The sequence below is a fragment of the Pseudoalteromonas galatheae genome (genome assembly GCF_005886105.2).
Taxonomy (GTDB): Bacteria; Pseudomonadota; Gammaproteobacteria; order Enterobacterales; family Alteromonadaceae; genus Pseudoalteromonas; species Pseudoalteromonas galatheae.
Genome location: NZ_PNCO02000002.1, coordinates 390,446 through 404,328, shown reverse-complemented (window position 1 = coordinate 404,328; position 13,883 = coordinate 390,446). Strand labels below are relative to the sequence as shown.

Genomic DNA, 13,883 nt, shown 5'->3' with positions numbered 1-13,883 from the left:
AAAACCCATAAAAATCAAATTCATAAATTAACTCTATAGAATAATGGAACAAAAGAGTGTAAAAAAATTAAACACCTAGTGTACGATATCGTACAGTTTGATTGGGAAAGGAAATGTAATGACTATCAGCGATAAGGCAATTTTAGTTGTCGATGACAACAGCGAAATTCTCGTCGCCACGAGAATGTTGCTCAAACAATATTACAAAAAAGTGGTGACGCTAGAGAATCCCCATGACATCGCTAAAACAATGTCGGAACAGGACTTTGCTCTGATATTGCTCGACATGAACTTTACTCGAGAATCAACCTCCGGCGCCGAAGGATTCTACTGGCTCAAACAAATAAAAGCCCTGGACGGAGATGCTGTGGTTGTGCTCTTCACCGCCTATGGCGATCTAGCGATGGCAGTGGATGCCATCAAGCTTGGCGCCAACGATTTTGTCCTCAAGCCTTGGCAAAATGAAAAGCTACTCGCAACGGTTGCCAACTGCATCGAGTTGAGCGAACAACGGAAAAAGTCCAAGAAACTTACGCAAATCGCACAAATCTCAATGGCAGCGCAAAACAAGCCATTCGAGCATTTAATTGCTTCAAGTCCAGCAATGGAGCAAGTTTTTCAGACCATAGAGAAGGCCGCTAAAACCGACGCCAACGTTTTAATCTTAGGTGAAAGCGGCACTGGTAAAGAAGTCGTTGCCAGAGAGCTACATAAACAATCTTTACGAAAAGACAATACCTTTATGTCTGTAGATATGGGCACGATCGCCAGCTCTTTGTTCGAAAGTGAGTTGTTCGGCCATATGAAAGGCGCATTTACAGATGCGAAAGCCAATAAGCCAGGTCGCTTTGAACTTGCGGAATCCGGTACTTTATTTTTGGATGAAATAGCTAATATTCCGCTCGAGTTACAGGGAAAGTTACTTACTGCGATCCAAAATCGAGTAGTTACGCCAGTAGGTGGTAGCAAACAAATAGAGGTTGATCTGCGCCTTATCACCGCAACCAATATGAATTTGTATGACATGGTTCGCGAAGGCAGTTTTCGTCAGGACTTGTTATACCGCATTAATACCGTAGAGATCACACTTCCAGCACTACGAGATAGACCTCAAGATATTCCACTACTTATTGAGTTTTATGCTGATCTATACAGCAAAAAGTACAAGCTCGCGTGTAAAACGGTCAGCGACAAAATGATGGCTGATTTAGTCAAATATCAATGGCCCGGTAATATTCGAGAATTACAACATTTGGTTGAACGTGCTGTTATTTTATCTGACTCAACCCAATTACAGTTTCAGCTCGCCAGTCCAGCGGCAAGCACGCAAGAGAGAGTGGGACTTTTTGACACCTACAATCTCGCAGAAATAGAGCAACACACCATAGAGCGGGCGGTCCGAGACTTTAAGGGAAATATCAGCCATGCAGCTAAAGCGCTTGGGATCACCCGCGCGTCACTGTACCGTAAAATGGAGAAGTATGATGTGGAATAATAGCCTCGCTCGCATGGCCATTTTTCAACTCGCGGCCATTGTATTCGCCACGCTTGGTGTATTGGGCTTTCTCCACAGCTACGTCTTTTTGTTTAGTGGGTTATCCATTGCGATTGCAGTGCTATTCACAGTGCTGTCTATTGCCACACTGAAAAGACAAAAACAACGATTCGAAGAGGTGTTTACTGCGCTCAAGTATCAAGATGGCAGCTTTAGAATTGATAAAAAGCACCCAATAAGTAAGCAAGCACTTACAACCTGTAACGAGCTTATTCAGAAAGCTCAGCAAGATAAAGCCAAGCAGACAGAGCTCGTCACCACTTATGAAACGATGCTACAACACATAGAAGCAGGTCTGATCCTTATCAAAAATGGCCACACCATTTTGATTTGTAATAACAGCGCAAAGCAATTGTTGGATATTCGCGGCGCAGAGTCTGGACACTCACTACTTGCAGCACACCCAGAGCTTGAACAAGCCAAAGTAGGTAGCCACATTACCAAAGACTTACTATTTAAATATTTTACGTTTTCCAATCAAGACAACCAATACCAACTTTGGCTTTTTACTGCAATTTCAGAGCAGCTAGAGAGTACCCAAATCGAATCTTGGCAAAAGCTGATCCGCGTGCTTATCCATGAAATAGGAAACTCCGTCGCACCGATTTATTCGCTCTCAAATACGCTAATTAATATCACCAATAATCAGTTAGCCGAAGCGGTGACAGACCAAGAACTCGTTGAAGACTACTTACAAAGCCTACAAGCGATTGGTGTTAGGAGCCAGTCTTTACTTGGCTTTATAGATAACTACAGAAAGCTCACACATATCCCTGAACTTGACCTCCAACCGCTTGTAGTACAGACTTTATTTGATGACATCACGCCATTGATAAAAAGCGACTTTCGTGACGCAAATATCAGCCTACACTTTGACGTGACGCCCGCTGCGCTAAGCATTAATGTTGATAGAAAGATGATAGAGCAAGTGCTGCTCAACCTACTAAACAACGCCAAAGATGCCATGAAACATAACAACCAAGAAAAAGTAGTGACAGTATCAGCAACGATTAATCGCTACGGCAAATGTGAGATCAAAGTTGCTGATAACGGGGAAGGAATAGAGCCCAGCGCACTCGATAAGATATTTGTACCATTTTTTACCACAAAACCTCATGGCTCGGGAATTGGACTTGCACTCAGCCAGCAAATTATCCACCGCCATAAAGGGAGGATCAGCGCGACTTCTGAAGTAGGAAAAGGGAGCTGCTTTAGTGTATTGCTTTAGTGCTTTTCTTTTTTAAAGAAAAATAGCAACAACAAGGAGTTAATCATGAAGCTTCCACTTTTAAATAATGCCGAGGCAGAATATATTCCAGCATTTCTTACCAAGGCAGAGAGCCAATTACTGTATCAGTGGTTAATCACACACTGTGATTTGTCTCAGCCTGAAACCATCACCTTGCCTAACGGTGAAAATACGGAAATTAGACCTTGGAAAATGATGTTTGTAGACCCTAGTCTCGAAGATCCGGAAGTATTTCCTAGCTACCATGGTCGACGCCAAGCTTGGCCTAATTTGATTTCATCAATACAACAACGGCTACAAGCTCAAATAGGCGTCGAATTTAGCGTCTGCGTCTGTATTTTTTATTCAGATGGTGATGAGTACATGGACTTTCACAGTGATCTGTCCGCATTTGGGCCAACTAATGTTATCGCTTCTTTGAGCTTAGGTGCCGAGCGCTTGTTTCAAGTTCGTCATCAAGCAAAACCCGATGAACAATTTGAACAGCTGCTAGAAGATGGTTCATTATTTATTATGGGGAATGGCTTTCAAACACAATTCCAACATGCCATCCCCCCCGCACCTAAAGAGGTTGGCGCTAGATTTAATCTGACCTTTAGGCAGTTTACTTGACCAAACGTAACATAGGTGAAAAATGAAAGTAGGATTTTATCAATTTGCAGTCAAATATGGTGACCCCCAATACAACCGAACGACCATAGTCGAGGCATTATCACAGGCAGACTTTGATCTCATTGTGTTACCCGAGTTATGTACCTCAGGTTGCCTCTTTCTTAATCACACTCATATGGAGGAGATGGCTGAGGAATTACCTAATTGCACGACTCTCAGCCTACTCCAACCTTTAGCACAGCAGCGACAAGGAACTATCATCGCAGGGATCATTGAAAAAGCTGGTCGTGATCACTTTAATAGTGCAGTTATAGTTAAGCCAGAAGGAGCTGTCGGCGTGCATCGTAAGGTTTTTTTAGCCCCACCCGACAAACGCTTTTTTCAAGCCGGTGATACGTTCAAAGTGCACGAAATAATGGGGGTTAAAGTGGGTATTTTATTATGTTACGACATCTGGTTTGAAGAGGGACTCACCCAACTTACAAAGCAAGGTGTGCAGTTAATTGTAAATCCCTCAAATTATTGTGGTGAAGACAGTCTTGATACAATTAGAAAGCAAGCCAAGAAATATAAAGTCCATATTATTTCAGCAAATCGCACTGGTATGGACCACGTTACTGAAACAGGAGTTCAATTTATCGGCCAAAGCATTCTTGTAAGCCCTGATGGTGAAGTACTTATGCTTGGGGATTCAACGGAGCAGCTTATCACAGCCGAAATAGACTTTTTCGCCCCTTCGTGAGGATAGCCTGCAAATGCTTTCTATCGGAACAAGTAACCCCATTTTGGTTTTGCTTCCCATGTAATTCTTGATATTATCGCAACTCGTTGGGGAGTAGCCTGCTTCCAATGCTCGGAAGAGTTCGTATCAACATAATTGGCCAAAATGCCATGGTGCGGACACCTCTCGGTTGGCGAGACCATCGATGTATCCATGCCTGTGGTTGGGCGTGTGGATGTATCGTGGACTCAAATCGCCTGACCGGAGCAATGTAAATGAATTTCGTCACCCTGCTACTATTAGCATACGCTATGTCTACCGATGCTTTTGCCGCGGCAATCGGTAAAGGCGCCAGCTTAAAATCACCTCGGCTTACTCAAGCCATAAAAATCGGCCTTATTTTTGGAATTATTGAAGCCAGTGCACCGCTGCTTGGCTGGTTAATAGGACAATCTGCTGCAGGCTATGTCGAAGCTTGGGATCATTGGATTGCCTTTATCTTACTGTTCGGACTTGGCGCTCATATGATTTATGAGAGCCTTAAGGGTGATGACGAAGCGCCAACTCAACACGCAAAACAGCCTTGGTTCAGAACCATTATAACAGCATTTGGCACTAGTATTGATGCAATGGCTGTCGGCGTCAGTCTCGCATTTGTTGATGTGAATATATGGCTCGCTGCCGCACTCATTGGCCTCGCCACCACCATGATGGTGACAATTGGTGTGATGATTGGGCATTCGGCTGGAAAGTTTCTTGGTAGTCGAGCTGAAACCTTTGGTGGGGTGATCTTAATCTGTGTGGGAACTTGGTTGCTATATAGCCACCTTTCGATTTAATCTGACTCGCAAAAAAGAGCGGTATATTTACCGCTTGCTTACTTATACCCTTTACCTAGGGCTAATGGCTTTTAAGCCTTTTTAATCGCTTTTTTCAGCTTTTTGATTTTCGCTTCATGCTTTTCAATCTTTGCTTTACGCGCTTTCAGCTCTTTTTTAAGCGCTTTAACATCGCTTTTCTTCGCCATAACTAATCTCCTTTGGTTGTTTTGCGAACACTTACTACCATAGCAAAGTGACTGACAATATCAAACTACTCTCGTACTACAGCTCTATCTAATCCTAAAATAAACCCCTTGGCATCATGCCAAAGGGTTTTTTATTATCCGAATAGTTGAGTAAGCTTTTTTACTTCTCTACCGGAAAGCCTCTATCACGCATCAGCGCTTCAACCTCAGCATCACGACCTCTAAACTTGCGATACGCTTCTGCTGGATCCATTGAGTTGCGAACTGAGAATAGGTAATCCACCAAACGCTGTGCAACGTCTTTGTCATAGAAGCCACCTGGCGCTTCAGCAAACGCTTCAGCTGCATCTGAGGTTAATACCTCAGCCCACAGGTAACCGTAGTAACCCGCTGAATAACCTTCACCTGAGAATACGTGACCAAAGTGGGTGGTGCGGTGACGCATCACTACCTCATCCGGCATGCCTAGCGCACCTAACTGAGACTTTTCGAATGCAACAGGGTCGCCAATCTTGTCTGGATCTGTGGTATGGAAAAGCATATCCATGATAGCCGAACCAAGATATTCAGTCGTTGCGAAACCTTGGTTAAAGGTTGCTGACTTCTTGATTTTCTCGATTAGCGCTTTAGGCATAGGCTTGCCTGTTTTATAGTGAACTAAGTAACGATTGATTACTTCGTCCGTTGACAACCAACGCTCCAATAACTGAGATTGGAACTCAGTGTAGTCACGCACGCCAGAGTTTGAACTTGGATACTTCACGTTTGAAGAAAGCGCATGCAGCGCGTGGCCAAACTCGTGGAAATAGGTTTCTGCATCAGACCAAGAGATCAAAGTTGCTTCACCCTCTGGCGCTTTCACAAAGTTGGAGTTGTTTGAGCTAAGCACATTTGTTTTACCATCAAACGTTGTATGGCTGCGGTATGACAAGGCCCACGCACCTGAGCGCTTACCTTTACGTGCGAACGGGTCTAGATACCAGAGGCCAATATTATCACCAGTGGTTTTGTCTGTTACTTCCCAAACACGAACATCAGGGTGGAATACAGACACCGACCCTTTCGGCACTTCAGTGAACTCAAAGTTGAACAAACGACCTGCCACATAGAACATCGCTTCACGCAAATTATCTAGCTGTAAATAAGCCTTAACTTCGTTTGAATCCAATTGATATTTGGCTTGACGTACCTTCTCAGCGTAAAAACGATAATCCCAAGGCTTGATGGTGATATCAGCACCTTCTTTGTCAGCGATCGCTTGCATGTCAGCCACTTCTTCTTTCACACGCGCAATTGCAGCTGGCCATACTTTTTTCATCAGCGCCATCGCGTTTTCAGGCTTTTTCGCCATGCGGTCTTCGAGACGCCACTGCGCATAATTATCGTAGCCTAATAAGTTAACGCGCTCATGTCTCAACTTTAAGATGTCAGAGATAATCGCTTTGTTGTCGTACTCACCACCATTGTTGCCACGGTTATAGTAGTTGTTCCATACTTTCTCGCGTAACTCACGCTCTGTTGAGTAGGTTAAAAATGGATCCATGGATGAGCGAGAGTTGGTAATCGCGTACATGTCCGCCTTACCGCGCGCTTTTGCAGCAGCCGCTGCCGACGCAACAAACGACTCAGGCAAACCTGACAATTGCGCTTTAGTGAGGTAAACCACGTAGTTTTCTTCGTCTGCAAGGACGTTGTTTGCAAACTGAGTATGTAGCTTTGATAGCGCTAGATTAATGTCTGCGTAACGCTTAGCGTCTTCACCTTTTAGCGTCGCACCATTACGGGCAAAGCCGTTATAACGCATCCAAGTAATACGCTGCTCTTCTGCGGTTAGCTTTTTATATTCAGCACCTTCATAGACTGCTTTTACACGTTCAAAAAGCGCTTGGTTTTGGGTGATTTTAGAGCTGAACTCTGAAAACTTAGGTACCACTCGCGATTGAATTTCTCTAAATTCAGGGCTTGAAATATTAGAACGCCAAAGACCGTAGTAGGTAAATACACGATCCAAAGCAGCACCCGCTCTTTCCAGCGCAACGATTGTGTTCTCAAAAGTTGGCTTCGCAGGGTTATTAGCTATCGCTTCAATTTCTTTTAAATTATCAGCCATACCTATTTCAAGTGCGGCTTCTAAATCCTCAAGCTTCATTTTATCAAAATGAGGAACGCCTTGATAAGGGCCTGAAAACTCTTGCAAAAGCACATTATCATATTGCTTACTTTGAAGTAGTTTTACTGGTTCTTGAGTTTGATCCGCTGTGCCCGCACAACCCGCAAGGGCTAAACATACAGCAGCACTTAAAAGTGTGATGGTAGGTTTGAACATATTGTTACATCGCTTGTTGTTATCGTGGGTAAGATATTACGGATCGTCTCTAAAAGTGCAATCGCTTTGCGAGAGAAGCAAGATTCTCTGCGATGGAGAAGAGAAGCGAGAATTCATGACTGTTTGAATGTATCTAAACCAAGATTTAAGTTGTTTTTTTCATCGGTTGTTACAATTTACCTTGAAAATTTAACCAAAATCAGCCAAGTTAGTAAAAAACTGATCTGTAGGGAAAAATAATGGAAGTTGGTATTTTCATCTATGACGGTGCAGAGTGTTTAGATTTTTGCGGCCCGTTTGAGGTATTCAATACCGCAAAGCGATTTATCGAGACTCCGATTAACGTCAACCTTGTCGCGCCAAGTCATATCCCAGTAACCTCGCGTGGCGGCATGAGTGTAAACCCCCATTACAGCATCTACTCGCATCCAAAGTTTGACTTGCTCATAGTTGTAGGTGGGCTTCATCACCAAATTTGTAGCGATCACAACGTACTTAATTGGCTTGCAGAAACTGCCAACCATACCTCTCAATGCGCATCAGTTTGTACAGGCGTATTTTTATATGCTGAAGCAGGCCTCATTGATGGAAAGCGAGTCACCACCCATTGGCAAGATATCGACGATTTGAGAGAACAATACCCTTCTCTAGAAGTGGTTGAGGACGTAAGGTTTATCATGGATCAAAATTTTACTAGCTCAGCGGGTATTTCAGCTGGTATTGATATGAGTTTAGAGCTAGTGAAAAAACGTTTCGGGCAATCTATTGCAAGAAAAACAGCAACGCAAATGGATTACGATTGGCCTAGAAATTAATAATGGTGAATGTCACCATTATTAATTCTACCACACGCGGGTCTACTCACCGCTAACACCTGCAAGCTCCAGCTCACTCACACGTTTTTTCGCAAATACTACGACTTTATCGTATTCACTTTGCGCCTGTGCCAAATGTGATTTACACTGTCCTGCTTGATGTTCTCGCGCATAAGTTTCTATTTTATCGAGCAAATCAAATAGCGTATCTGCAGCCAAATCACCTGCTTGACCTTTAAGTGCATGGCTGTACCTCGCTGATGCGTCACAATTACTATTTTTAATACTCAATCTAAGCTGTTGCATTTGATTTTCAGAGTCACTCAAAAACAAAGTGTATACTTGTTTAAGTAACTCATCATCTCCAGAGAGGCGTTCTAGCACGTTAGCTTCATTTATTGGCTGTTTCGCTTGTTTTTCTTCCTCGCTCTCGAAGGGATGAATAAGCACAGAGTCATCATCCTTAGCGTGTACTCCTAAGACTTCCAGCACTTCAAATAATCGCTCAACGACCACAGGTTTAGTCACAAATTCATCCATTCCCGCGTTTAAGCAACGTTCTTTTTCACCCGCAAGTGCACTGGCAGTCATCGCAATAATGATCGCATCTTTGTATTTATCACCACCTTGACCCTGACGAATTGCCCTTGTGGCCTGATAACCATCCATTCCTGGCATATTGCAGTCCATAAAGATGGCATCAAAGTTAACTTCTTGATGCTCAAATAGCAGTAGTTTATTCACGGCATCTTGGCCATCAACGGCAAAGCTCACTTTAGCCCCTTGTCCTTCTAAGATGCCTTTAGCCACAATCCGATTGATTTGATTATCGTCTACCACCAAGAAATGACAACCCGCGACTAAATTACCGCTTAATGCCACTGTCTCACCAGACTTTTTCAAACTGGGCTGTAATCTAATTGCTTTATTTAAATCAAATAGCGCGACAAACTCCCCCACCCGAAGAGGAGCAGAGATATGCACAATATTGTCGAAATCATTAATATGCTGAAGCTCATCCCCCACTAAAACAAGCTTCTCAAATTGATTTTGAGCCGACTTTACTTGATTGTAATCTTGCTCACTCGTAACGATGCATATATCACTCTGTGCGCCTTTCTGTACAAGCTCACCACCACATTTACTGATAAGTTTAGCAATCATGTCTGACTCTAATTTTGTTTTACTGAACACAGAGGCTGTTTTGCCAGCTAATACTTCAGGCACGTCAATGGGTTTAGTTTGCGAACTAGAAAACGGTAGTTCAAACCAAAATTTACTCCCTTTAAACTTTTCACTCTCAAAATGAATATGGCCGAGCATTTTTTCTACGAGCTGTTTACAAATAGAGAGCCCAAGCCCAGTTCCACCAAACTCGTTCGAGGTGTTAGCTGACTCTTGACTAAACGATTGGAATAGCTTGCCGTGATTGGCTTTTTCAATACCGACCCCAGTGTCTTCAACTGTGATTTTAAGCCATACCGTATCGTCTAGTTGCTCGGTAACTGCGGTCAATTTCACATGGCCTTTTTTAGTGAATTTAATCGCGTTGCTAAGGAGGTTATAAATTATTTGTTTAACGCGCGCCGCATCACCGCACAACTCAATATGCGCTAAACCCGTTTGATCTAAAATATAAGTAACCTTCTGCTCCTTGGCCTTTGCCGACATAGAAAGTGCGACGTGCTCAATGACAGAGAGCGGGTTGAATGGTTCATTATCAATGTCTAGTTTACCCGCCTCTATCTTCGATAAGTCAAGTACATCATTGATTAACGACAAAAGCGTAGTCGAGCTAGTTTCCATCATTTCTAGGTACTTATGCTGGTGCTTAGTAACGGGCTCTTTTCTCACCAAATTTAGTGACCCCAAAATACCATTGAGGGGAGTTCTCATTTCATGGCTGATAGTAGATATAAAGGCACTTTTCACTTCTGACGCTTTGGCGGCTTTATCTCGAGCATCCACGAGCTCTTTGGTACGCTCTTTCACCTCTTGTTCTAAGCGCTCATTTGCACCAACTAGTTGTGCTTCCGCTTCTTTTTTCGCAGTAATGTCTTCAACAAATAATGCCACCCCCTGAATGCGTTCATTTCCCGCGTAGATTGGAGATAAACTAAGTGAAAGCCAAATACTTTCATGGGCATTCAGCTTCAGTTGTAATGACTTAGATTCCACCACTTCACCCTGTAAAACCGTATTAGCATAGCGAGATACAAACTGATGCACAGCTTCTGGCAGAAACTGTGAGTTACTACCTAAACTGCTATTTTTTAATTGCTTAAAGAAGTGTTTTGCTGATTCATTAAAGCTGGTGAGCTTTAGGTTGTTATCAAAGCCAAGTACACCATCTGATGCGCCATCTAAAATCGCCTTAAACTCTGCTCGCGTTGAATCGAGCGCACGTAAACTACTGGTATATTGCCAAAACGCAAAAAAGACTAGCGCAAATACACCGCAAGCAACAGCGAGTAAAGCATAGGTGGTTAACCGTTTTTCATTCAAACTTTGCTGATAAGCAGCAAAAGGGATCAGATTAACAAGCTTAACCTTTAGATTATTAAAGTTAGCCCCTGCAACCTTGTTAATGAGCGCTAAAAACTGTTCCCCCGTCGACTTGTCTTCCACCAGCTGGACTTTATTCGACCATGGCGTCACGCGATATAATGTTTGAAAGTTGATTTCGGGGTTTAAGTCTTTGCTGTATCGTAGCGAAAATTCTTGGTGATAAATAAATGAGTCATCTGCATCTAAGAGCATCACTTGTTGCATACTTGGCGCTTGAGAGACAATTCTGTCAATCATCTTTTCAGCATTGGTATTAATTACCAATATACCAAATAAGTCGTTATCTATATCGTAAGTCGGTAGAGTAAAACGTTTGGTTGGTTGAAAAGGCGTGACAACTTGTCCGTACTCGCGATTTAGGTTGATAGTTGTAGAGTAGATAGTACGCTCTGGTAGTTGCAGTGCTTGGATAAAGTAATCACTTTCGCTCTTATCCTGTAGTTTGCTATCCGGTACAGCAATTACCTGCCCTAGCTGCCGCTCAACCCTAACCATTTCCATCCCAGAATGGGCGTCAAGTAGGCGGATCTGGTTAAGGCCATCATACGAATACAACATTGACCTAAAGATCGTGCTTAGTCGTGCTCGCCAAATATCAAGCGGAGTGTTTTCTTGAGGGTCGATACCATTGTTTTTTTCCGCTCTGGCGATCCCCTGAATTGGTGGGGTGTCTAATAGAAAATAAAGAAACCGACGATTATCGTCGATTTCTCCCAAATAAATACTGTTTTGCGCTGAATGAACCTGCTCTAACCGCTGGAAAAAGCTCTCGTTTAGGTCACGATGGATGCTATTTTCAAAATATAAGATAGCACTTACCATCACGGCGAGCAGCAGTGCGATAGCGCTCTTAGCAATATTGGAAGAAGACACATTTTCTCCTTGGACAGTGGCCTGAGTGTTAGGCATAAAGACCTAAAATGCGTTCGCACTTAAGCACAAAAGGCAGCTACAAGCAAACGCATTATTAAATCTAGTCCAAATAGAAACAAAGACAAAGCTTCCTTACCATGAACTCAGCATAATAAGTCAGGTCATTTACAACGAAATACCTTTACGATTATGAAAACGGTGATAATCAATGCTTGGCCCTTCTGGTACTACTTGGGTTGGATTGATCATCGTGTGGCTAAAGTAGTAGTGTCTTTTAATGTGGTAAAAATCAACCGTATCTGCAATACCTTGATGTTGATATAAGTCACGCACATACGCAGAAATATTGGGGTAATCTTCGATTTGCTTAATATTGCACTTGAAGTGACCATGGTACACGCTGTCGAAACGGATGAGAGTCGTAAATAATCGCCAGTCGGCTTCCGTTAATTGTCCTTTCACAAGATAACGTTGCGCAGCAAGCCTTGCCTCGAGCTTATCTAGCGCGTTAAATAACGCATTTACAGCACTACTATAGGCATCTTGGGTAGTTGCAAATCCGGCCTTGTATACACCATTATTGATATTGTGGTAAACAAACTCATTTATTTCATCGATTTCATGCTTTAACGCCTCTGGGTAATAATCGGTGTCGTTTCCCGTTATCTGATTAAACGCATGATTAAACATACGGATAATTTCACTCGATTCATTGCTCACGATTTGCTTCGTTTGTTTATCCCAAAGGACAGGCACCGTGACTCGGCCCGAATAACTTGGATCGTTTTTAGTATACAGCTGATGCATAAAACTGAGCTGATACAGGCTATCACCGACTTCTGGACGCTGACTCGTAAAGCGCCACCCTTGGTCCAACATATCAGGGTCAACAATCGATACGTCGATATGCGCCTCTAGCTGTTTAAGCTTTCGGAAAATGAGCGTTCTATGAGCCCATGGACATGCAAGAGAAACATACAAATGGTAACGTCCGGACTCGGCTTTAAAGCCCGCTTTACCCGTTGGCCCCGCACTGCCGTCTGCTGTTACCCAATTTCTTAGCTTTGCAGACTCACGCTCAAACTTGCCTTGGCTACTTTTCGTATCATACCATTTATCATGCCATTGACCTTCGATTAATAATCCCATGTAAACCCCCTATACAATATCGCCGAAGCGTCCTTGTTGATAATCTTTTACTGCTTGATGAAGCTCCTCTTGAGTATTCATCACAAATGGTCCCATATGCGCTATTTTTTCCTCAATTGGCTGCCCAGCAAGGATCAAAAAGCCAACATCATCCGTCGCGAGGAGATCAAAATTTTGGCTTGGGTCAAGCTCAAGCAACGTTTGCTCCCCATAGTTTTCAAGTTTGCCCGTATGAATATAGATCATCACCTTGCCAAACTGAGCCAGTTCAAGGTGCAATTGACTTCCCGCAGCTAAAGCCACATCAGCAAGTGCTCCCCCGCCTGAAAGAGACTGTAATGACGATGTCAGTACCTCGCCTGCCACTTGCCATGTGCCCGCCAATGCTTTGAAATGACCTTTTTTTGCTATCGCTATTTGCGGCACAGGGTGCTCAATTGTATCTTGGTATTTAGGCGCTCGCATTTTGTCTTTTGCTGGCATATTTAACCAAATCTGGAAGCCATGCATGCCCTCTGCGTCACTTAGCGGCATTTCTGAATGCACCACACCACGCCCAGTACTCATCCATTGTACATCACCGCTGCGAATGGCTTTGATATTACCCATTTGATCTCTATGCTCAAAGCCGCCTTTGCGAATATAGGTAAAGGTTTCAATGCCTCGGTGTGGATGCGGTGGGAAGCCAGCCACAAAGTCATTGCGATTATCTGACTTTAATTCATCAATCATGAGATAAGGATCTAAACTCTTGCCATCAAATCCAGCGATGCGGTTAATATTTACACCAGCACCATCTCGTGTCGCCTGTGCCTTGTTAATTCGAATAATCTTCATAATAGCTCTCAAATTCGCCTGAACATGAAGTAATACGTTCAGCTCAATAATTTAATGGTTAGCCTATCAAACCTGCGAGAGAATAAAATTAGTCAAATTTGGCTATTTTGTTCGATTAAAAAGAACGAACATCACAAACCATAAGTAGCGC

10 protein-coding genes and 1 riboswitch are annotated in these 13,883 nt (G+C 43.1%); of the genes, 6 read left to right on the top strand and 4 right to left on the bottom strand.

From position 1 onward, the window contains the following. The first annotated feature begins 118 nt into the window (after positions 1 to 118). From CWC29_RS19815 to CWC29_RS19795, 5 genes are all read left to right on the top strand, one after another. Complete coding sequence (locus tag CWC29_RS19815; protein ID WP_138521231.1) at positions 119 to 1,495, top strand: sigma-54-dependent transcriptional regulator; 1,377 nt, start codon at positions 119 to 121, stop codon at positions 1,493 to 1,495. After that, positions 1,482 to 2,783, top strand: coding sequence for a sensor histidine kinase (locus CWC29_RS19810; protein WP_235956694.1), 1,302 nt, complete (start codon positions 1,482 to 1,484; stop codon positions 2,781 to 2,783). The genes CWC29_RS19815 and CWC29_RS19810 overlap by 14 nt, the downstream gene beginning before the upstream one ends. 45 nt (positions 2,784 to 2,828) lie before the next feature. Further along, a complete protein-coding gene (locus CWC29_RS19805; RefSeq protein WP_138521233.1) occupies positions 2,829 to 3,416 on the top strand; it encodes an alpha-ketoglutarate-dependent dioxygenase AlkB in 588 nt (195 codons plus the stop codon). Between the two features lie 22 nt (positions 3,417 to 3,438). Continuing rightward, positions 3,439 to 4,158, top strand: a complete 720-nt coding sequence (locus CWC29_RS19800; RefSeq protein ID WP_138521235.1) for a nitrilase-related carbon-nitrogen hydrolase — start codon at positions 3,439 to 3,441, stop codon at positions 4,156 to 4,158. A gap of 76 nt (positions 4,159 to 4,234) precedes the next feature. Then, a riboswitch (yybP-ykoY riboswitch) is annotated at positions 4,235 to 4,405 on the top strand. A gap of 7 nt (positions 4,406 to 4,412) precedes the next feature. Next, a complete protein-coding gene (locus CWC29_RS19795; protein WP_138521237.1) occupies positions 4,413 to 4,976 on the top strand; it encodes a manganese efflux pump MntP in 564 nt (187 codons plus the stop codon). Positions 4,977 to 5,324: 348 nt separating this feature from the next. On the opposite strand, the gene CWC29_RS19790 is transcribed toward CWC29_RS19795, so the two are convergent. After that, a complete protein-coding gene (locus CWC29_RS19790; protein WP_138521239.1) occupies positions 5,325 to 7,490 on the bottom strand; it encodes a M3 family metallopeptidase in 2,166 nt (721 codons plus the stop codon). A 239-nt stretch (positions 7,491 to 7,729) separates the two neighbouring features. Here CWC29_RS19790 and CWC29_RS19785 point away from each other — a divergent pair, with 239 nt between their 5' ends. Beyond that, positions 7,730 to 8,305 carry a DJ-1/PfpI family protein gene (locus CWC29_RS19785; RefSeq protein WP_128726987.1) on the top strand — a complete coding sequence of 192 codons (576 nt, stop codon included), beginning with the start codon at positions 7,730 to 7,732 and terminating at the stop codon, positions 8,303 to 8,305. A 42-nt stretch (positions 8,306 to 8,347) separates the two neighbouring features. On the opposite strand, the gene CWC29_RS19780 is transcribed toward CWC29_RS19785, so the two are convergent. The 3 genes from CWC29_RS19780 to CWC29_RS19770 form a co-directional block, all read right to left on the bottom strand. Next, a complete protein-coding gene (locus CWC29_RS19780; RefSeq protein WP_138521241.1) occupies positions 8,348 to 11,746 on the bottom strand; it encodes an ATP-binding protein in 3,399 nt (1,132 codons plus the stop codon). A gap of 165 nt (positions 11,747 to 11,911) precedes the next feature. Then, positions 11,912 to 12,895 carry a glutathione S-transferase family protein gene (locus CWC29_RS19775; RefSeq protein ID WP_128726989.1) on the bottom strand — a complete coding sequence of 328 codons (984 nt, stop codon included), beginning with the start codon at positions 12,893 to 12,895 and terminating at the stop codon, positions 11,912 to 11,914. Between the two features lie 9 nt (positions 12,896 to 12,904). Further along, positions 12,905 to 13,732: a pirin family protein gene (locus CWC29_RS19770; protein ID WP_138521243.1), complete on the bottom strand. Its 828-nt coding sequence runs from the start codon at positions 13,730 to 13,732 to the stop codon at positions 12,905 to 12,907. Positions 13,733 to 13,883: the final 151 nt, after the last annotated feature.

Coding starts and splice junctions, on each gene's coding strand:
- CWC29_RS19790 (WP_138521239.1), bottom strand. CDS start 7,490: ATGTTCAAACCTACCATCACACTTTTAAGTGCTGCTGTATGTTTAGCC.
- CWC29_RS19805 (WP_138521233.1), top strand. CDS start 2,829: ATGAAGCTTCCACTTTTAAATAATGCCGAGGCAGAATATATTCCAGCA.
- CWC29_RS19795 (WP_138521237.1), top strand. CDS start 4,413: ATGAATTTCGTCACCCTGCTACTATTAGCATACGCTATGTCTACCGAT.
- CWC29_RS19775 (WP_128726989.1), bottom strand. CDS start 12,895: ATGGGATTATTAATCGAAGGTCAATGGCATGATAAATGGTATGATACG.
- CWC29_RS19785 (WP_128726987.1), top strand. CDS start 7,730: ATGGAAGTTGGTATTTTCATCTATGACGGTGCAGAGTGTTTAGATTTT.
- CWC29_RS19770 (WP_138521243.1), bottom strand. CDS start 13,732: ATGAAGATTATTCGAATTAACAAGGCACAGGCGACACGAGATGGTGCT.
- CWC29_RS19815 (WP_138521231.1), top strand. CDS start 119: ATGACTATCAGCGATAAGGCAATTTTAGTTGTCGATGACAACAGCGAA.
- CWC29_RS19800 (WP_138521235.1), top strand. CDS start 3,439: ATGAAAGTAGGATTTTATCAATTTGCAGTCAAATATGGTGACCCCCAA.
- CWC29_RS19810 (WP_235956694.1), top strand. CDS start 1,482: ATGATGTGGAATAATAGCCTCGCTCGCATGGCCATTTTTCAACTCGCG.